The 19,473-nt window shown below is 60.1% G+C and carries 18 protein-coding genes and 1 pseudogene; 10 read left to right on the top strand and 9 right to left on the bottom strand.

Going from position 1 to position 19,473, the window contains the following annotated elements; all coding sequences use genetic code 11:
• Positions 1-14: 14 nt before the first annotated feature.
• From AB4N44_RS16515 to coaBC, 3 genes and pseudogenes are all read right to left on the bottom strand, one after another.
• Positions 15-1,391: pseudogene (locus AB4N44_RS16515) on the bottom strand (phosphomannomutase/phosphoglucomutase); the annotation flags it as partial.
• Between the two features lie 319 nt (positions 1,392-1,710).
• On the bottom strand, positions 1,711-2,166 hold the full coding sequence (gene dut, locus AB4N44_RS16510; RefSeq protein ID WP_038359240.1) for a dUTP diphosphatase: 456 nt from the start codon (positions 2,164-2,166) through the stop codon (positions 1,711-1,713).
• A 5-nt stretch (positions 2,167-2,171) separates the two neighbouring features.
• Complete coding sequence (gene coaBC / locus AB4N44_RS16505; RefSeq protein WP_455806012.1) at positions 2,172-3,380, bottom strand: bifunctional phosphopantothenoylcysteine decarboxylase/phosphopantothenate--cysteine ligase CoaBC; 1,209 nt, start codon at positions 3,378-3,380, stop codon at positions 2,172-2,174.
• Positions 3,381-3,514: 134 nt separating this feature from the next.
• Between coaBC and radC the strand changes: the two genes are divergently transcribed.
• Positions 3,515-4,189: a RadC family protein gene (gene radC, locus AB4N44_RS16500; protein ID WP_102901456.1), complete on the top strand. Its 675-nt coding sequence runs from the start codon at positions 3,515-3,517 to the stop codon at positions 4,187-4,189.
• A gap of 133 nt (positions 4,190-4,322) precedes the next feature.
• On the opposite strand, the gene AB4N44_RS16495 is transcribed toward radC, so the two are convergent.
• Positions 4,323-5,909 carry an ABC transporter substrate-binding protein gene (locus tag AB4N44_RS16495; RefSeq protein WP_460108412.1) on the bottom strand — a complete coding sequence of 529 codons (1,587 nt, stop codon included), beginning with the start codon at positions 5,907-5,909 and terminating at the stop codon, positions 4,323-4,325.
• A 448-nt stretch (positions 5,910-6,357) separates the two neighbouring features.
• Between AB4N44_RS16495 and rpmB the strand changes: the two genes are divergently transcribed.
• Both rpmB and rpmG read left to right on the top strand, forming a co-directional pair.
• Positions 6,358-6,591 carry a 50S ribosomal protein L28 gene (rpmB, locus tag AB4N44_RS16490; protein ID WP_007920377.1) on the top strand — a complete coding sequence of 78 codons (234 nt, stop codon included), beginning with the start codon at positions 6,358-6,360 and terminating at the stop codon, positions 6,589-6,591.
• Positions 6,592-6,602: 11 nt separating this feature from the next.
• The gene (gene rpmG, locus AB4N44_RS16485; RefSeq protein WP_003177274.1) at positions 6,603-6,758 is read left to right on the top strand and encodes a 50S ribosomal protein L33; all 156 of its coding nucleotides are present in this window, start codon (positions 6,603-6,605) and stop codon (positions 6,756-6,758) included.
• A 180-nt stretch (positions 6,759-6,938) separates the two neighbouring features.
• Here the strand turns inward: rpmG and AB4N44_RS16480 are convergent, their stop codons facing one another.
• Positions 6,939-7,301 carry a cupin domain-containing protein gene (locus tag AB4N44_RS16480; protein WP_064589815.1) on the bottom strand — a complete coding sequence of 121 codons (363 nt, stop codon included), beginning with the start codon at positions 7,299-7,301 and terminating at the stop codon, positions 6,939-6,941.
• A 240-nt stretch (positions 7,302-7,541) separates the two neighbouring features.
• On the opposite strand from AB4N44_RS16480, the gene AB4N44_RS16475 reads away from it, so the two are divergent.
• Together AB4N44_RS16475 and AB4N44_RS16470 are read left to right on the top strand one after the other, a co-directional pair.
• The gene (locus tag AB4N44_RS16475; RefSeq protein WP_041071948.1) at positions 7,542-9,035 is read left to right on the top strand and encodes an aldehyde dehydrogenase; all 1,494 of its coding nucleotides are present in this window, start codon (positions 7,542-7,544) and stop codon (positions 9,033-9,035) included.
• Positions 9,036-9,226: 191 nt separating this feature from the next.
• Complete coding sequence (locus AB4N44_RS16470) at positions 9,227-10,369, top strand: MFS transporter (protein WP_127930227.1); 1,143 nt, start codon at positions 9,227-9,229, stop codon at positions 10,367-10,369.
• Between the two features lie 87 nt (positions 10,370-10,456).
• Here the strand turns inward: AB4N44_RS16470 and AB4N44_RS16465 are convergent, their stop codons facing one another.
• Both AB4N44_RS16465 and AB4N44_RS16460 read right to left on the bottom strand, forming a co-directional pair.
• Positions 10,457-12,025 carry a phospholipase D family protein gene (locus tag AB4N44_RS16465; protein WP_150749841.1) on the bottom strand — a complete coding sequence of 523 codons (1,569 nt, stop codon included), beginning with the start codon at positions 12,023-12,025 and terminating at the stop codon, positions 10,457-10,459.
• Positions 12,026-12,085: 60 nt separating this feature from the next.
• The gene (locus AB4N44_RS16460; RefSeq protein WP_460108416.1) at positions 12,086-13,507 is read right to left on the bottom strand and encodes an aminotransferase-like domain-containing protein; all 1,422 of its coding nucleotides are present in this window, start codon (positions 13,505-13,507) and stop codon (positions 12,086-12,088) included.
• 178 nt (positions 13,508-13,685) lie between these two features.
• Between AB4N44_RS16460 and AB4N44_RS16455 the strand changes: the two genes are divergently transcribed.
• A complete protein-coding gene (locus tag AB4N44_RS16455; protein WP_455805923.1) occupies positions 13,686-13,931 on the top strand; it encodes a DUF1127 domain-containing protein in 246 nt (81 codons plus the stop codon).
• Positions 13,932-14,045: 114 nt separating this feature from the next.
• On the opposite strand, the gene AB4N44_RS16450 is transcribed toward AB4N44_RS16455, so the two are convergent.
• The gene (locus tag AB4N44_RS16450) at positions 14,046-15,356 is read right to left on the bottom strand and encodes an NAD(P)/FAD-dependent oxidoreductase (protein ID WP_460108419.1); all 1,311 of its coding nucleotides are present in this window, start codon (positions 15,354-15,356) and stop codon (positions 14,046-14,048) included.
• A gap of 147 nt (positions 15,357-15,503) precedes the next feature.
• Between AB4N44_RS16450 and AB4N44_RS16445 the strand changes: the two genes are divergently transcribed.
• On the top strand, positions 15,504-15,857 hold the full coding sequence (locus AB4N44_RS16445; RefSeq protein WP_016985827.1) for a YkgJ family cysteine cluster protein: 354 nt from the start codon (positions 15,504-15,506) through the stop codon (positions 15,855-15,857).
• Positions 15,858-15,944: 87 nt separating this feature from the next.
• Here AB4N44_RS16445 and AB4N44_RS16440 read toward each other — a convergent pair whose 3' ends face one another.
• Positions 15,945-16,433, bottom strand: coding sequence for an Lrp/AsnC ligand binding domain-containing protein (locus AB4N44_RS16440; protein WP_003177284.1), 489 nt, complete (start codon positions 16,431-16,433; stop codon positions 15,945-15,947).
• A 156-nt stretch (positions 16,434-16,589) separates the two neighbouring features.
• On the opposite strand from AB4N44_RS16440, the gene dadA reads away from it, so the two are divergent.
• The 3 genes from dadA to alr all read left to right on the top strand — a co-directional run bounded on the left by dadA (position 16,590) and on the right by alr (position 19,387).
• Positions 16,590-17,894 carry a D-amino acid dehydrogenase gene (gene dadA, locus AB4N44_RS16435; protein WP_034152046.1) on the top strand — a complete coding sequence of 435 codons (1,305 nt, stop codon included), beginning with the start codon at positions 16,590-16,592 and terminating at the stop codon, positions 17,892-17,894.
• A complete protein-coding gene (locus tag AB4N44_RS16430) occupies positions 17,866-18,219 on the top strand; it encodes a RidA family protein (protein ID WP_077575031.1) in 354 nt (117 codons plus the stop codon). Before dadA ends, AB4N44_RS16430 begins: the two co-directional genes overlap by 29 nt.
• A 94-nt stretch (positions 18,220-18,313) precedes the next feature.
• Positions 18,314-19,387: an alanine racemase gene (alr, locus tag AB4N44_RS16425; RefSeq protein WP_150776016.1), complete on the top strand. Its 1,074-nt coding sequence runs from the start codon at positions 18,314-18,316 to the stop codon at positions 19,385-19,387.
• The last annotated feature ends 86 nt before the right edge of the window (positions 19,388-19,473 follow it).

Here is a 19,473-nt window from a genome sequence, read left to right as displayed (position 1 = left end):
GGGCTCCGGGTGGATCAGAACGGTAGTTGGAGATCAGGTGCAACACGTTTCAATTGGGCGTGGAACACGTCTTTGATGCGCTGTAGTTCAGCCTCGTCATCGGCCTCGAAGCGCAGCACCAGCACCGGTGTGGTGTTGGATGCGCGCACCAGGCCCCAGCCTTTGGCGTAGTCAACTCGCACGCCGTCGATGGTGGTCAGGTCAGCGCCTGCGCCCCACTGTGCGTCGTGCAGTGCATCAATGATGCTGAATTTGCTCTCTTCGGTCACATGGATATTGATTTCCGGCGTAGAAATATCATTCGGAAAGGTCGCAAACAGCTCTTCCGCGGTGGATTTTTCCTTGCTGAGGATCTCCAGCAGCCGTGCGGCGCTGTAGATACCGTCGTCGAAACCGAACCAGCGCTCCTTGAAGAAGATGTGCCCGCTCATTTCACCGGCCAACAGCGCGCCGGATTGTTTCATTTTCTTTTTGATCAACGAATGACCAGTCTTCCACATTAGCGGCCGACCACCGTATTCCTTGATCAGCGGCACCAGACGACGGGTGCATTTGACGTCGAAGATGATTTCCGCGTCCGGGTTGCGCGCCACGACGTCGCGAGCGAACAGCATCAGCAGGCGATCGGGGTAGACGATGCTGCCGGTGTTGGTCACCACGCCGACACGGTCGCCGTCGCCGTCGAACGCCAGGCCGATGTCGGCGTTGGTTTCTTTGACTTTGGCGATCAGATCGACGAGGTTTTCCGGCTTGCCCGGATCCGGGTGGTGGTTCGGGAAGTTGCCGTCGACTTCGCAGAACAGCGGGATGACTTCGCAGTTCAGCGCTTCGATCAATTGCGGGGCGATCACGCCGGCCGCGCCGTTGCCGCAGTCGACCACGACCTTCAGGCGGCGGGCCAGTTTGATGTCCTGGACGATTTCGGTGTTGTAGCGGTCGAGGATCTCGACCTGGGTGACGCTGCCCGCGCCGCTGCTCAGGTTGTTGGTCTTGAGGCGCTCGTGCAGGGCCTGGATCTGTTCGTTGGCGAGGGTGTCGCCGGCGATGACGATCTTGAAACCGTTGTAGTTCGACGGGTTGTGGCTGCCGGTGAGCATCACCCCGGACTTGCCGGCCAGGACGTTGGCGGCGTAGTACAGCGCCGGCGTCGGCACCAGACCGACATCGCTGACGTGGCAGCCGCTTTCGGCGATACCGCGAATCAGCTCGGCAACCAGCTCCGGGCCGGACAGGCGACCGTCGCGACCGACGGATACATTCGGCTCACCTTGAGCCAGGCTCTGCGAACCGATGGCGCGGCCGATCCAGTAAGCGGTTTCGGCATTGAGGAATTCCGGCACGGTGCCGCGAATGTCATAGGCGCGGAAAATGCTGTCAGGCAGCTTCGGGGCGATCTTGGCTGGGGTGCTCATCTACGGAAATGCTCCATCTCGAAAGTGGCGGGACAGACCGACGAATCGTTCGACGGCAGGCTCAAACTGAAGGGTATGACGGCGTTTTCCACAGAGAGTTCGTGGTATGAAAGGGCCATGATGCCTCGGCGGGCGTGGCTTTCGGCCGGCAAAACCTTGATTTTCGGTGTTAAACCTTTCAGCTGATCTGCCTGAAATTTCCCCCTGTAGGAGCTGCCGCAGGCTGCGATCTATTGATCTTGATCTTAAAAATCAAAAGATCGCAGCCTGCGGCAGCTCCTACAGAAGATGACTCCGGTTACTTGGTGCCGGTATGGCCAAACCCGCCGGTGCCGCGTTCGGTTTCAACGAACTCTTCAACCATTTCGAAATGCGCCTGTACCACCGGTACCAGCACCAGTTGCGCCAGACGTTCGCCGACGGTCATGGTGAAATCGGTCTGGCCACGGTTCCAGCAGGACACCATCAGCGGGCCTTGGTAATCGGAGTCGATCAAACCCACGAGGTTGCCCAGCACGATGCCGTGCTTATGGCCCATGCCCGAGCGCGGCAGGATCAGCGCGGCGAGGTTCGGGTCGCCGATATAAACCGACAGACCGGTCGGGATCAGCACGGTTTCACCCGGCTTGATCACGATGTCCTGATCCAGCATGGCGCGCAGGTCGAGGCCGGCGGAGCCCGGGGTGGCGTATTGCGGCAGCGGGAAATCGGTGCCGATGCGTGGGTCAAGGATCTTGGCTTGCAAAGCGTGCATGTAAATTAAACCTGGTTCAGACGTTCGGCGATAAAAGTGACCAGTTGGCGAGCGATCTTGCTCTTGCTGGTCTGGGCGAAAACCGTGGCGTGCAGCTCACGGTCAATCACGCTGCAGGCGTTTTCTTCGCTGTTGAAACCGATGCTCGGGTTGGCGACGTCATTGGCGACGATCAAATCGAGATTCTTGTCTTTCAACTTGCGTGCAGCGTAGTCGAGCAGGTGTTCGGTCTCGGCGGCAAAGCCGACACTGAACGGACGGTCGGGACGGGTCGCGATGGTGGCCAGGATGTCCGGGTTACGCACCATTTGCAGGACGAAGCCGTCACCGCTCGTAGGATCTTTCTTGAGTTTTTGCGGGGCAACGACTTCCGGACGGTAGTCCGCCACCGCTGCCGAGGAAATGAACACGTCGCACGGAATCGCGGCTTCGCAAGCCGCGAGCATGTCGCGGGCACTGACCACGTCGATACGGGTGACGCGATCCGGTGTCGGCAGGTGCACCGGGCCGCTGATCAAGGTGACGCGAGCGCCGGCTTCAACCGCCGCTTCGGCGAGGGCAAAGCCCATTTTCCCGGAGCTGTGGTTGGTGATGTAGCGCACCGGGTCGATGTTTTCCTGGGTCGGGCCGGCGGTGATCACCACATGCTTGCCGGTCAGTGCCTGACGCTGGAAGCAATCCGCTGCGCATTGCGCCAGATCGGTGGCTTCCATCATCCGGCCCATGCCGACGTCGCCGCAGGCCTGGCTGCCCGAGGCCGGGCCGAAGGTCTTCAGGCCACGGCTTTCAAGGAGTTGCAGGTTGGCCTGGGTCGCCGGATCGCGCCACATCGCCTGATTCATCGCGGGGGCGACGGCCACGACGGCGTCGGTGGCGAGTACCAGCGTGGTCAGCAAATCGTTGGCGATGCCTTGGGCCAGACGGGCGATCAGGTCCGCGGTAGCCGGGGCGATCAGCACCAGATCGGCCCACTTGGCCAGCTCGATGTGGCCCATCGCAGCTTCTGCGGCCGGGTCGAGCAAGTCGAGGTGCACAGGGTGGCCAGACAAGGCCTGCATGGTCAGCGGGGTGATGAACTCGGCGCCACCGTGGGTCATGACCACACGCACTTCGGCGCCCTGGTCGATCAGGCGACGAACCAGATCAGCGCTCTTGTAGGCCGCGATGCCGCCGCCGACGCCCAGAACGATGCGTTTCCGATACAGCCGCTGCATAGGTCTGCCTTTCATTTCGTTGATGACTGCGGTGCGATGCCCCCTCCCCAGGGTTGAATCGACCACAAAAAAGATGGGCTACGATATCACAGCGACCGCTACGGAACAGCGGCGCCCACAGACAGGGAATGTGTATGAGTATTCGCGATTGGCCTGCGGCGGAACGGCCGCGGGAAAGGTTATTGGAGCATGGGGCAGCGAGCCTCTCGGACGCTGAGTTGTTGGCGATTTTTCTGCGCACCGGATTGCCCGGGATAAGCGCTGTAGACCTGGCGCGTAATCTGTTGACTCAATTCGGCAGCCTGCGTTTGCTGCTTGAGGCCGATCAGCACGCATTCAGCAAACAATTGGGACTCGGGCCGGCGAAGTTTGCGCAACTGCAGGCGGCTCAGGAAATGAACAGGCGACATCTGGCTGAGAAGTCACGGCAGAAACCAGCCCTGGAAAACCCTCAGGTCGTTCGCGATTATCTGAAAGCGATGCTGCGTCACGAACCGCATGAGGTGTTTGGTTGCCTGTTCCTTGACTCCAAACATCAAGTCCTGAATTTCGAGATACTGTTTCGCGGCTCGATCGACAACACCAGCGTGCATCCGCGCGAGGTTGTGAAGCGATGTCTGGCCAATAACGCGGCGGCGTTGATCCTGTGCCACAACCATCCATCGGGGAATACGGACCCCAGTCAGGCCGATCGGCTGCTGACCAAGCGCCTGCAAAAGGCGCTGGAGCTGATTGATGTGCGGGTGCTCGATCACTTTATCGTCGGCGATGGTGAGCCGCTGTCGATGGCGGAGTGTGGCTGGATGTAACGCCTAGGAACAAACGCTAAACCACTGTGGGAGTGAGCCTGCTCGCGATAGCAATTTTCCAGTCACCGAATGGGTTGACTGAAATGACGCCATCGCGAGCAGGCTCACTCCTACAGGTTATGTGCAGGGCAGGTTATTTCAGGTTGACCTTGGAGTAGTCCTGACGGCCAAACGGGCTTACCGAGTAACCCTGAACGTCTTTACGCGTCAGTGCGTAGGCCGTCGGGTGCGCCAGCGGCAACCACAGCGCCTGCTGCTGAATCTGCGTCTGCGCCTGCTCATACAGCTTGGTGCGCACGCCTTGCTCGCTGGTGGTCTTACCGGCGCTGATCAGCTTGTCCAGATCGGCATTGCAGTAGCGTGCGAAGTTGGTGCCCGACTTGACCGCCGCGCAGGAAAACTGCGGCGTGAGGAAGTTGTCCGGGTCGCCGTTATCGCCGGCCCAGCCCATGAACAGCAGATCATGCTCGCCGGCCTTGGCGCGACGAATCAACTCTCCCCACTCGATCACGCGGATTTCCGCCTGAATGCCGATTTCCGCCAGATCTGACTGCAACATCTGTGCGCCCAGGCTTGGGTTCGGATTCAGCAGGCTGCCGGAAGGACGCGTCCAGATGGTGGTCTGGAAACCGTCCTTCAACCCGGCCTTGGCCAGCAATGCCTTGGCTTTGGCGACATCGTGCGGGTAACCCGGCAGGTTCTTCGCGTAACTCCAGGTGTTCGGCGGGTAAGGGCCGTTGGCGGCTTCGGCGGTGTCTTCAAACACAGCCTTGATGTAGTTGGCCTTGTCGAAGGCGAGGTTGATTGCCTGACGCACTTCCGGCTTGTCCAGCGGCGGATGCTGGCTGTTAATGCCGACGAAAGCGGTCATGAACGCGTCAGTCTTTTCGACTTTCAGCGTCGGTTCTTTCAGCGCGGCTTGTACGTCGAGTGGCTTCGGTGACAGGGCGATCTGGCATTCATTGCGCCGCAGTTTTTGCAGGCGCACGTTAGCGTCCGGGGTAATGGCGAAAATCAACGGGTCCACCGAAGGCTTACCGCCGAAGTAATCCGGGTTGGCCTTGTAACGAATCGCTGCGTCTTTCTGGAAACGGTTGAACACGAACGGGCCAGTGCCGATCGGCTGGTTGTTGAGCTTGTCGGTCGCGCCGGCTTTCATCAGTTTGTCGGCGTATTCGGCGGAGTAGATCGAGGCGAAGCCCATGCTCAGGGTCGCCAGGAATGTTGAATCCGGATGATCAAGAGTGAAGCGTACGGTCAGCGGATCGAGTGCGTCGATTTTCTTGATCAGCGCAGGCAGTTGCATCGACTGTGCGTGCGGGAAGCCGCTTTGAGCAACCTTGTGCCACGGGTTGGCCGGGTCGAGCATGCGGTCGAAGCTGAACTTGACGTCTTCGGCGGTCAGCTCGCGGCTCGGCTTGAAGTATTCGGTCGTGTGAAACTTCACCTGCGGGTGCAGCTTGAACACGTAAGTCAGGCCATCGGTGCTGACTTCCCAGCTGTCGGCCAGGCTCGGCACGACTTTGCCGCTGGCGGTATCGAAGTCCACCAGACGGTTCATCAGTACGTCCGCCGAGGCGTTGGTGGTGGTCAGCGAGTTGTATTGCACCACGTCGAACCCTTCCGGGCTGGCCTCGGTGCAGACGCTCAGCGCGGCGGCCTGGGCCAGGGGGCTCAGCAGGAGCGGGGCAAGCAACAGGGGTAGGGCAGCGAGGCGCATGGTCGGTTTCCTTTTACAGATCGAAGGCCCATCTGCAAGTGCAGTCTGGAAAAGGCCTACCCTAGAGGTCTGGATTACAAATGACTATCCCCTTTTTGCATTTTCGGGGCACAGTGATGGCCGTTTTTCAGGCTGCAGGGCGCGGCCAAAAGTCTGAAACACCCGCAAGGGTGGTTTTCTGCGACGAGTGGTAAAAATCGATGCCAGCCTTTATCCAAGGCGTTCGCAGGCTGAAAAAGCGCCTTTTTGTGGATTGTTTGCACACCGAATGTTGTTGCTCCGAAGTCTTTCTGGTATAAAGCAGCGCTCTTTTCTAGGGGCCCGGTTCCTTCACTGTAGGTGTAGCCGGTAAGACCTCTAAAGAAACGCGGCGCCTGGCGCCAAATGACTGAGAGATTAAGCGGCCAACCCATGCCGGGTTGGGCATGTGGTTTTAGAGGGCTGAGGCATGTCGAGAGTATGTCAAGTTACCGGTAAGGGTCCGGTGACTGGGAATAACATTTCCCACGCAAACAACAAAACCCGTCGTCGTTTCCTGCCGAACCTGCAGCATCACCGCTTCTGGGTTGAAGAAGAGAAACGTTTTGTGCGTCTGCGCGTATCTGCCAAAGGCATGCGTATCATCGACAAGCGTGGCATCACTGTCGTGCTCGCCGAACTTCGCCGCGATGGCAAGATTTAAGGGAGCTAATCATGCGTGAATTGATTCGTTTGATCTCGAGCGCCGGTACTGGTCACTTCTACACTACCGACAAGAACAAGCGTACTACCCCGGACAAAATCGAGATCAAGAAATATGATCCGGTTGTTCGCAAGCACGTGATCTACAAGGAAGGCAAAATCAAGTAATTGATTTTTCCCGACTTACGAAAAAGGCCCGTATCTCACGATACGGGCCTTTTTTGTTGCCTCGGATTTTGTGTTTCCTGTTCTGGCCCCTTCGCGAGCAGGCTCACTCCTACATTTGAATGCGGTCACCTGTAGGAGTGAGCCTGCTCGCGATAGGTCCGGATCAGCCAGCGAAAATCCTCAAGCCTTCTGTTCGAAAATCACATAAATCTTGCGGCAAGCCTCCAGCACTTCCCAGGTGCCACGAAACCCCGCCGGAATCACAAACCGGTCGCCCACACGCAAGGTCTTGGCATTGCCATCGCTGTCACGCAGCACCGAAACCCCCTGCAGGATTTCGCAGTACTCATGCTCGGTGTAATTCACCGTCCACTGCCCGACCGCACCTTCCCACACGCCGACGCCCATCTGCCCGCAAGGGCTTTCGTACTGATGGAACACCGCTTGCTCAGGATCACCCTTGAGCACTTTCGCCGGGTCCGGACGATAGCGTTCGGCTTCGCTGCTGGTGAGGCTGATGTCGACGACGTTCTGGATGTTCATTGTTGTTATCCCCCGTGAATACGGCGCGATTGGCTGGAAAGGCCCAAAGTCTATGTTGATTAAAATCAACACCGCAAGGCCGTATGGCCACCTTATGTCAAATATATTGAAACAACCCCGGCCGCTGGTTTAGGGTGGCGGGTGCCTCTGGCCGAAAAAACCGGCTGGCCGGGCAGAATTCCTGAGGACGCTGGCGAAGATCGCGCGGCGCTCGTATTCAACAAGCGGAGGACACTCGAAATGACCACCCTGACTCGTGCCGACTGGGAACAACGCGCCCGCGACCTGAAAATCGAAGGCCGCGCCTACCTCAATGGCGAATACACCGACGCCGTCTCCGGCGAGACCTTCGAGTGCATCAGCCCGGTCGATGGCCGTCTGCTCGGCAAGATTGCCAGCTGTGACGCCGCCGACGCCCAACGCGCTGTTGAGAACGCCCGCGCCACGTTCAATTCCGGCGTCTGGTCGCGCCTGGCGCCGACCAAACGCAAAGCCACCATGATCCGTTTTGCCGGCCTGCTCAAGCAGCACGCCGAAGAACTGGCCCTGCTTGAAACCCTCGACATGGGCAAGCCGATCAGCGATTCGCTGTACATCGACGTTCCGGGCGCGGCGCAAGCGCTGAGCTGGAGCGGTGAAGCGATCGACAAGATTTACGACGAAGTCGCGGCCACGCCGCACGATCAACTGGGTCTGGTGACCCGCGAGCCGGTGGGCGTTGTCGGTGCCATCGTGCCGTGGAACTTCCCGTTGATGATGGCCTGCTGGAAACTCGGCCCGGCGCTGTCGACCGGTAACTCGGTGATCCTCAAGCCGTCGGAAAAATCCCCGCTGACCGCCATCCGCATCGCCGCACTGGCGGTTGAAGCGGGTATTCCGAAAGGCGTGCTCAACGTGCTGCCGGGTTATGGTCATACCGTTGGCAAGGCGCTGGCCCTGCACAACGACGTCGACACACTGGTGTTCACCGGTTCGACCAAGATCGCCAAGCAACTGATGATCTACTCCGGCGAATCGAACATGAAGCGTGTCTGGCTGGAAGCCGGCGGCAAGAGTCCGAACATCGTCTTTGCCGATGCCCCGGATCTGCAAGCCGCTGCCGAATCCGCTGCCAGCGCCATCGCCTTCAACCAGGGCGAAGTCTGCACCGCCGGTTCGCGTCTGCTGGTCGAGCGTTCCATCAAAGACAAGTTCTTGCCGATGGTGATCGAGGCGCTGAAAACCTGGAAACCGGGCAATCCGCTGGATCCGGCAACCAACGTCGGTGCGCTGGTCGACACCCAACAGATGAACACCGTGCTGTCGTACATCGAGTCCGGCCACAGCGATGGCGCCAAACTGGTGGCTGGCGGTAAGCGCATCCTTCAGGAAACCGGCGGCACTTACGTTGAGCCGACTATTTTCGACGGTGTGAGCAACGCGATGAAGATCGCTCAGGAAGAGATCTTCGGCCCGGTGCTGTCGGTCATCGCTTTCGATACCGCTGAAGAAGCCATCCAGATCGCCAACGACACGCCTTACGGTTTGGCCGCTGCAGTCTGGACCCAGGACATCTCCAAGGCTCATCTGACCGCCAAGGCGCTGCGTGCCGGCAGCGTGTGGGTCAATCAGTACGACGGCGGCGACATGACTGCGCCGTTCGGCGGCTTCAAACAGTCGGGCAACGGCCGCGACAAGTCGCTGCACGCGTTCGACAAGTACACCGAGCTGAAGGCGACGTGGATCAAGCTGTAAGCCGTTAGGAGGGTCTGTTCGCAAGAGCAGATCCTCCAGACGAGGCAGATCCCTGTGGGAGCGAGCCTGCTCGCGAAAGCGGTGTATCAGTCAGCCCATGTGCTGAATGTGAAACCGCTTTCGCGAGCAGGCTCGCTCCCACATTTGTTTGATGTGGTCTCTAAAAATAATTATCCACAGGAGCGTGGAACATGCGGTGGGCGACGTATTTCGCCGTGTTGGCGTCTGTCTTGAGTGTCGGTCTGGCCCTGGGGGTCAGCATGCCGTTGGTGTCGTTGCGCCTAGAAGGCTGGGGTTACGGTTCCTTCGCCATCGGTGTAATGGCAGCGATGCCGGCGATTGGCGTGTTGTTGGGCGCGAAGATTTCCAGCCATTTGGCGGCGCGCTTTGGCACGGCGAACCTGATGCGCCTGTGCCTGTGGGCTGGGGCATTGTCGATCGGTTTGCTGGCGCTGTTGCCGAGCTATCCGATCTGGCTGGTGCTGCGCCTGATGATCGGCGTGATCCTGACTATCGTGTTCATCCTCGGCGAGAGCTGGATCAATCAGCTGGTGGTCGAGCACTGGCGTGGCCGGTTGGTGGCGCTGTATGGCAGCAGCTATGCGTTGAGCCAACTGTCGGGGCCGTTGTTGCTGGGCGCGTTGGGCACTGAACATGATTACGGTTTCTGGGTCGGTGTCGGTTTGCTGGTGGTTTCGCCGTTGCTGTTACTCGGTCGCAGCGGTGCGCCAAGCAGTGAAGCGAGCAGCGTGACGTTCCGCGACCTCTGGGGATTTGCGCGCGAGCTGCCAGCAATTGCCTGGGCGGTGTCGTTGTTTGCCGCGTTCGAAGCGATGATCCTGACGTTGCTGCCGGTGTATTGCCTGCAGCAGGGTTTCACGGCCGAGATCGCGCTGGCGATGGTCAGCACCGTGGTGGTGGGGGATGCGTTGCTGCAATTGCCGATTGGCGCGTTGGCCGATTACCTGTCGCGACGTACGTTGTTCGCGGGTTGTGCGGTGGTGTTGATGCTGTCGAGTCTGGCGATTCCAATGTTGCTCGACACGCTGCTGATCTGGCCGTTGTGGGTGTTGTTCGGGGCGAGTGCCGGTGGTTTGTTCACCCTGTCGCTGATTCTGATTGGCGAGCGTTATCGCGACGATGCGCTGGTGCGGGCGAACGCGCACATTGCGCAGCTTTGGGGCGTGGGTTGTCTGGTCGGGCCGCTCGCGGCCGGGGCGGGCAGCCAGTGGATCAGCGGGCATGCGTTGCCGTTGCTGATGGCGATCGGGGCGTTCGGGTTGGTGATTCTGCTCTTGCGCCAAGGGGCGTTTGGCACAGCTCAGACGGCTTGAAGTCAAAAGATCGCAGCCTTCGGCAGCTCCTGCAGGAGGAATGCATTTCAACTGCAGGAGCTGCCGAAGGCTGCGATCTTTTGCTCTTTAAAGCATTCGCTCAAGGCCGACAGTGGTGCTGAACCACGCGTTGAACCGCCGCCACCAACTCCCCGGCTCTTTGGTCAGGGTATGCATCTGGCCGTTGTCCTCAGTCACCCAGACGATCTGCCCGTTCTCAAGCTTCGCCTCATAGCTCAACGCTGGCGCCATGCCCTGCAAGGCCAGTTCGCGCACATGCCAGGCCAGTTCCGGGCTGTCGACCAACACCCCGACCTCGGTATTCCACAGCACCGAGCGCGGGTCGAAGTTGAATGAGCCGATAAACGATTTCTGCCGATCAAAGATCATTGCTTTGCTGTGCAGGCTTGAGTCCGAACCACGAAACGACTTGCTGTAAAACACATGCGGGCCGCTGCCATAGTTATCCCCAGGCTGGCGCCGCAGTTCATACAACTTCACGCCATGCTCCAGCAACGCCTTGCGATACGGTGCATAGCCGCCATGCACCGCCGGTACATCGGTGGCCTCCAGCGCGTTGGTCAGCAGGCTCACCGAGACGCCGGCATCGGCGCGACCGGTCAGGTAAACCAGACCTGGCTGGCCCGGCACGAAGTACGCCGAAATCATGATCAGCTCTTTGCTCACGCCTCTGAGCTCGGGTGCCAGTTGCGTGGTCAGCAGCAATTGCGGATCCGGCTCACCCTTGGCCAAGACCTTGCTCGGCGCGTCCCACAATGCCTGATTCCACGCCCAGATCAGCTCTTTGCGCCAGATGTCCATGCGCGGCGCAGTCTTGAAGGTCATCAATTGCTGATACAGCGCGTGATTCTGTTTGCGGGTTTCTTCCAGCGACTCTTCCAGGCGCGTGCGGGTGTTTTTCAGGTCTTTGGCGGTCGGCTGGCTGGAGAGGAATTCGTCGATCGGTTTGCTCAGGGCGCTGTTCCAGTACTGGTCGAAACTGTGGCCGAGCTGCTCGGCGACAGGCCCGACACTGAGCATGTCGATATCAGTGAAATTCAGATTCGGCTCGGCGTCGAAATACTCGTCACCCAGATTGCGTCCGCCGACGATGGCCGCGCTGTTGTCCGCCAGCCACAGTTTGTTGTGCATACGCCGATGTTGCAGCGATAGATTGAACAAGCGGCCTGCTGCCCGCGTGACGCCGGTACTGCGGCCAAGGTGGAGTGGATTGAACAGACGAATCTGAATCTGCGGATGCGCCGCGAGTGTGGCGATGATCTGGTCGAGGCCATCGCTGGTGGTGTCATCGAGCAGGATGCGCACGCGCACGCCACGGTCGGCAGCCTTGAGCAGTTCCTCCACCAGCATTCGCGTGCTGATGCCGTCGTGGACGATGTAGTACTGCAGATCGAGGCTGGTCTGGGCGTTGCGGATCAGTTCGGCGCGGGCGGTGAACGCCTCGCTGCTGTTGGACAGCAGGCGAAACCCCGAGCGGCCTTGATAGGGCGCCGCTTGCGCCTGGATCGAACGGCCGAAGCTGGAATCGGATGCCGGCAACGCCTGACTCGGCTCGCGCGGAACATCAAGGGTCGCACAGCCACTCAGGAACGAGGCGAGTAACAGCAAAGCGAACAGGGGCTGTCTGAAGCTCACGTAGGGTCATTCCGAATGGCGGCTAGGGTCGGCATATGGACGCGGTTCTCTGGAAAAAGGTCAGTCGGCTTCGGCCAGCAATCTGACAGCTGTCTCGCCGACTTTGCGCACCGCCTCTTCGATCTGCGCTGTCGGTTTGGCAGCGTAGTTCATCCGCAGGCAATTGCGGTACTTGCCCGAGGCGGAAAAGATGCTGCCGACGGCAATCTGTACGCCTTGGTCGTGTAACTCACGATTGAGTTTCAAGGTGTCGAAACCTTCCGGCAATTCGACCCACAACATGAAGCTGCCTTGCGGCCGGCTGGCGCGAGTACCCGCGGGAAAGTACCGCGTCACCCAGTCGATCATCAGGTCGCGGCTGCGCTGGTATTGCGTGCGCATGCGCCGCAAGTGCGGTTCGAAATAACCGGCCTTGAGGAATTCGGCGATGGCAATCTGCGGCTGCGGTGCGGTCGATCCGGTGCTGATGTATTTCATGTGCAGCACGCGCTCGAGGTAGCGGCCCGGCGCAACCCAACCAATACGCAGCCCTGGCGCCAGGGTCTTGGAAAACGAACTGCACAGCAGCACACGGCCGTCTTCGTCGAAGGATTTGATCGTGCGCGGACGCGGGTAGGTGTAGGCCAGTTCGCCATACACATCGTCCTCGATGATCGCCACATCAAAGCGTTGCGCGAGGTTGAGCAGGGCGCGTTTGCGTGACTCCGGCATGATGTAGCCGAGCGGGTTGTTGCAATTCGGGGTGAGCTGAATGACCTTGATCGGCCATTGTTCGAGTGCGAGTTCCAGCGCTTCGAGGCTGATGCCGGTAAGCGGGTCGGTGGGAATTTCCAGGGCTTTCATGCCCAGGCCTTTGAGCGTTTGCATGGCGCCGTGGAAGCTCGGCGAATCGACCGCGACGATGTCGCCCGGCTCGCAGATCGCGTGGATGCTGGTGGACAGCGCTTCGTGGCACCCGGTGGTGACGACCAGGTCGCTGGCGCTCAACTGGCAACCGGAATCGAGCATCAGCCGAGCGATCTGTTCGCGCAGTTCGAGAGTGCCGTGAATGTTGTCGTAATACAGACCGGGCATGTCCTGGCGGCGGCTGATCCGCGCCAGACCGCGGAGCAACGGTTTCATGGTTGGCGAGCTGATGTCGGGCATGCCGCGACCCAGTTGCACGACATCTTTGCGCGGTACCGCGCGAATCAATTCCAGCACTTGATCCCATTGCGAAATCTCCACGGGCCGTTGCGCCGGACGACCGACGGCGGGCAGCTCCGGCAGCTCGCGACCGACCGGTACAAAGTAGCCGGACTTGGGTTTTGGTGTGGCCAGGCCACTGTCCTCGAGCATGCGATAGGCCTGTTGCACCGTGCTCAGGCTGACCCCGTGTTCGACGCTCAAGGCGCGCACCGACGGCAACCGATCGCCGGGTCGATAGAAACCGTTTTCGATGCGCGTGCCGAGCAATTCGGCGAGGTTTACGTAAAGGGTCATGGTTCTGCCTCGGTGCGGTGATTCGATATACCAGTACAGATGTGGCAAAAAACGACAATTCAGTCGGCAAAGCGGCAAATCTGTATGGAGTTAATACAGTCGCTTTGAATCTGTAACGGTTTTGCTCGCCCGCGCATCATGGAATCTCTGGCTATCCAAGTAAACAGGAGCATTGAAAATGAACGGCTTGAGCGATGTGCGGCTGACGTTACACAGTCAGGAACTGGCGGCAGGGCAGAAGGATCGTGCACGCAATGAGATCATGCGTAACACACCGTCCGGCCTGAGTCGCTGGGACCTGTTCTGGCATCGTCTGCACACGCGCAAGGCGTTGCTGGCGCTGACGGCGGACCAGCTCAAGGATATCGGGCTGACCCGTGAGCAGGCGCAGGAGGAGGGGTTGAAGCCGTTCTGGCGGATCTGACAACCACTGATCGTTCCCACGCTCTGCGTGGGAACGCCGCCCCGGACGCTCCGCGTCCGTTGTGACGCAGAGCGTCACTGGATGCATTCCCACGCAGAGCGTGGGAACGATCAATCAGACCAACTCTTTAAGGCGATGCCACAACATCCCCAACGCCAACAACGGCGAGCGCAAATGCTTGCCGCCCGGGAAGGTGATGTGCGGCACCTTGGCAAACAGATCAAACCCGCCACCCTGTTGCCCGCTGATCGCCTCGGCCAGCAACTTGCCCGCCAGGTGCGTGGCATTCACCCCGTGGCCTGAATAGGCCTGGGCGTAATACACGTTCGGCTGGTCCGCGAGCCGGCCAATCTGCGGCAAGCGGTTCGCGCCGATGCCGATCATGCCGCCCCACTGATAATCGATCCTCACCCCAGCCAATTGCGGGAATACCTCGAGCATCTTCGGCTGCATGTAGGCGCCGATATCCTTCGGATCGCGCCCGGAATAATGGCAGGCGCCGCCGAACAGCAAACGACGATCCGCCGAGAGCCGGTAGTAATCCAGCGCCACCCGCTGATCACAGACCGCCATGTTCTGCGGCAGCAGGCTGTGCGCCTGTTCTTCGCTCAACGGTTCGGTGGCGATGATGTAGCTGCCTGCGGGCAGGACCTTGCCGCTGAGTTGCGGATTCAGATCATTGAGATAGGCATTGCAGCCGAGGACCAGCGTTTTCGCGCGTACCAAACCTTGGGCTGTATGGACTTTGACTTCAGGGCCGTAATCGATACGCGTCACTGCGGAGTGTTCAAACAGTTTGACGCCCAATTGCTGCGCCGCCGCTGCTTCGCCCAATGCGAGATTGAGCGGATGCAAATGCCCTGACCCCATGTCGATCAAACCGCCGACATAGCGCTTGGAGCCGACCACCGTGTGCATTTCGTTGGCTTGCAGCAGACGGGTTTCGTAGCGATAGCCGAGGCTGCGCAGTTCTTCGGCGTCTTCGGCAAAACCTTCGAGGTCGGCGGGCTTGTTGGCGAGATCGCAGTAGCCCCAGGTCAGGTCGCAGGCAATCTGAAAGCGCTCGACCCGCTGGCGAACGATGTCCACCGCTTCCAGGCCCATGAGTTTCATCTCGCGCACGCCGTCGCTGCCGATGACATTGGCGAACTGATCGAGACCGTGACCGACGCCGCGAATCAACTGCCCGCCGTTGCGGCCGCTGGCGCCCCAGCCGATCTTGTGCGCCTCGAGCAACACCACACTGAGGCCGCGTTCAGCCAGTTCCAGTGCCGTGTTCAACCCGGAAAAACCGCCACCAACCACGCAGACATCAGCCACCATTTCACCTTGCAGCGCAGGATGATCCGGCTGCGGCAGGCTGCTGGCGGCGTAGTAAGAGGCAACGTGGGGTTGGCTCGCGGAGGTGAAGGCGCGGGCAGTCATGGGCGTCATCCAACGGCTAAGTGTCGAGAAAATTTGACGGAGCATAAGCCGCACGCCTGAACGTGGGCAACACTGGTCGGCCTGCGGTGTCTGGATCACGGCTTTTGCGGCACAATTGCCGTCTATTCCACCTTGGTTACCGTTTCGATGAGCTGCAACAGCCAGACAGTCCGCACCTTGCGTCAGCAGATCCCCTCGTTCGAGTGTGTGCCCGGCTGCCACGATTGCTGTGGACCGGTGACCACCTCGCCGGAAGAAATGTCCCGCCTGCCGCGCAAGACCCGCGCCGAGCAAGATGCGGCGATGGAAGAGTTGAACTGTGTGCATCTGGGGCCGAATGGCTGCACGGTATATGAGGAGCGGCCGCTGATTTGCCGCTTGTTCGGCACGACCAAAACCTTGCCGTGCCCGAATGAGCGGCGGCCGGTGGAGCTGATTCATCCGCGAGTTGAAAAGCAGATTTTCGAGTACATGGCGGCGAATCGGCAGGTGTTGGTTTAAAAGATCGCAGCCTTCGGCAGCTCCTACAGAGATATGCATTCCCATGTAGGAGCTGCCGAAGGCTGCGATCTTTTGATCTTCAAAAACTCAATCCGGAATCGGCAGGCTCAGGCTCTCCTTAACCTCTTCCATCACGATATAGCTCTTCGACTCCCGCACATGCGGCAGCTTCAGCAGGATGTCGCCCAGCAGCTTGCGGTACGAGGCCATCTCGGAAATCCGCGCCTTCACCAGATAGTCGAAATCCCCCGACACCAAGTGACACTCCAGCACGTGCGGCAACTTCAGCACCGCGCGGCGGAACTCCTCGAACGTGTCGCCGGATTTGTAGTCGAGGCTGATCTCGACGAACACCAGCAAGCTACCCTTCAAGTGCTGCGGATTCAGCCGGGCGTTGTAGCCCATGATGATCCCTTCGCGCTCCAGACGCCGCACCCGCTCGGTGCATGGCGTGGTGGAGAGGCCGACCTTTTCGCCGAGTTCGGTAAAGGAAATCCGCCCGTCCGCCTGCAGGATCCGCAAGATGTTGCGGTCGATCTTGTCCAGCTCACGTTTGGTCTGAGTGTTGGTACGCATAGGGGATGCGCCTCCGTGAAAAGGGTTTTTGCCGAGAATTGTCGCCAAATATAGGCGCTTATATAGTGAAAAGCACTGGCATTTCTTTTTTACACTGCGCGCATCATTGCTCTAACAACAGACGTACGCGGCCCTGCCGCGATGAGGGATACAAAAATGCGCGTAATGGTCTTGGGTAGCGGCGTCATCGGTACCGCCAGTGCTTACTATCTGGCCCGTGCCGGGTTTGAAGTGGTGGTGGTCGACCGGCAGCCCGCTGCGGCCATGGAGACCAGTTTCGCCAACGCCGGCCAGGTGTCGCCGGGCTATGCCTCGCCGTGGGCCGCGCCGGGCGTGCCGCTGAAGGCGATCAAGTGGTTGCTGCAACGCCACGCCCCTCTCGCGATCAAGGCCACCGCCGACATCGACCAGTACCTGTGGATGGCGCAGATGCTGCGCAACTGCACCGCCAGCCGTTACGCGGTGAACAAGGAGCGCATGGTGCGCCTGTCCGAGTACAGCCGCGACTGCCTCGACGAACTGCGCGCTGAAACCGGCATTGCCTACGAAGGCCGCAGCCTCGGCACGACTCAGCTGTTCCGCACTCAGGCGCAGCTTGATGGCGCCGCCAAAGACATCGCCGTGCTGAAAGAGTCTGGTGTGCCGTTTGAAGTCCTCGACCGCGCCGGCATTGCCCGGGTTGAACCGGCGCTGGCGGGCGTGACTGACATCCTCGCCGGTGCCCTGCGCCTGCCGAACGACCAGACTGGCGACTGTCAGATGTTCACCACGCGCCTCGCCGAAATGGCCGTGAAGCTCGGTGTCGAATTCCGCTTCGGCCAGGACATCCAGAAACTCGACTACGCCGGTGATCGCATCAACGGCGTATGGATCGATGGCAAGCTGGAAACCGCCGACCGTTACGTGCTGGCCCTCGGCAGTTATTCGCCGCAACTGCTCAAGCCACTGGGCATTAAAGCCCCGGTGTATCCGCTCAAGGGTTACTCGCTGACTGTGCCGATCACCAATCCGGCCATGGCCCCAACCTCGACTATTCTCGACGAGACGTACAAGGTCGCGATCACCCGTTTCGACAACCGCATCCGCGTCGGTGGCATGGCCGAGATCGCCGGTTTTGACCTGTCGCTGAACCCGCGTCGCCGCGAAACCCTGGAGATGATCGTAAACGACCTTTATCCTCAGGGCGGCAATCTGGCCGAGGCGAGTTTCTGGACCGGCCTGCGTCCGACCACCCCGGACGGCACGCCGATCGTTGGCGCCACGCCGTTCAAGAACCTGTTCCTCAACACCGGTCACGGCACGCTCGGTTGGACCATGGCGTGCGGTTCCGGTCGTTTGCTGGCCGACCTGATGGCGAAGAAAAAGCCACAGATCAGCGCTGAAGGCCTCGATATTTCCCGTTACGGCAACAAAACCCAGGAGTCCGCAAAACATGTCAATCCAGCGCCAGCTCACCAATGAGCGCATGAGTCAGATCGTCAGCCACAACGGCACCGTGTATCTGGCCGGGCAGGTCGGCGACGACTTCGACGCCGGGGTTGAACAGCAGACCCGCGACGTACTGGCCAATATCGAGCGTTTGCTTGATCTGGCCGGCACTGACAAACAACACCTGCTCTCGGCGACGATCTATCTGAACGACATCGAGGCGCACTTCGCCGGGATGAATTCGGTGTGGGACCAGTGGCTGCCAAAAGGCGCTGCCCCGGCCCGCGCCACCGTCGAGGCGAAGATGGCCAAGCCGAGCATTCTGGTGGAGATCTCCATCGTCGCCGCGCTGCCGTAACTGTTTTAAAGATCCCTCTCCCGGCGCTGTTGGCGGTTCACGTCGTCAGTCGGCGCCGGTTTTTCTTCCCATGACCGCCTAGAAGTCTGCCGCCATGCGTCCTGCCCGTGCCCTGATCGACCTAGAAGCCCTGCGCCACAACTACCGAATTGCCCGCGAAGTCACCGGCGCCAAGGCGCTTGCGGTGATCAAGGCCGATGCCTACGGCCATGGCGCGGTGCGTTGCGCGCAGGCGCTGGAAGCCGAGGCCGACGGGTTTGCCGTTGCCTGCATCGAGGAGGCTTTGGAGCTGCGCGCTGCCGGCATTCGTGCGCCGGTGTTGTTGCTGGAAGGGATCTTCGAGGCCGATGAGCTGGCGTTGATCGTCGAGCATGATTTCTGGACCGTCGTGCATTCGCTGTGGCAACTCGAAGCGATCGAACAGGCAGCCCTGAGCAAACCGATCACTGTTTGGCTGAAGCTCGATTCGGGCATGCACCGCGTGGGTCTGCATCCAAAGGATTATCCGGCGGCTTACCAGCGTCTGTTGGCTAGCGGCAAAGTGGCGAAGATTGTGTTGATGAGCCACTTCGCTCGCGCCGATGAATTGCACGCGCAGAGCAGCACCGAGCAAGTCGCGGTGTTTGAAGCGGCGCGGCAGGGGCTGGCCGCTGAAGTCAGCCTGCGCAACTCGCCAGCCGTGCTCGGTTGGCCCAGGATTCACAGTGACTGGGTGCGCCCGGGCATCATGCTTTACGGCGCGACCCCGTTCGAAGAGGCCAACGCCGTGGCTGATCGCCTGCAACCGGTAATGACCCTGGAATCGAAAGTCATCAGCGTGCGTGAACTGCCGGCTGGCGAGCCCGTAGGCTACGGCGCCAAATTCATCACCGACAAGCCGATGCGCATCGGCGTGGTCGCCATGGGTTACGCCGATGGCTACCCGCGTCAGGCGCCGACCGGCACGCCGGTTTTGGTGGCTGGCAAGCGCAGCCGCATTCTCGGTCGCGTGTCGATGGACATGCTCTGCATCGATCTGACCGATGTGCCGGAAGCCGACCTCGGTTCGACCGTCGAATTGTGGGGCAAAAACATCCTCGCCAGCGAAGTGGCGCAGTGGGCCGACACCATTCCGTACCAGATCTTCTGCAACCTGCGTCGGGTGCCAAGGCTCTATTCCGAGGGTTGACGCCGCTGCGGGGGCCAAGTGTTGTAAATACTGAACGCTGTCGCCATGATAACGCTCAATATTCTTACAACATCAGGAGGCTCCCG

It is taken from the genome of Pseudomonas sp. S3_C06 (assembly GCF_054667675.1).
Note: the sequence above shows the minus strand (reverse complement) of the source record. Positions and strands in the feature narration are given on the sequence as shown.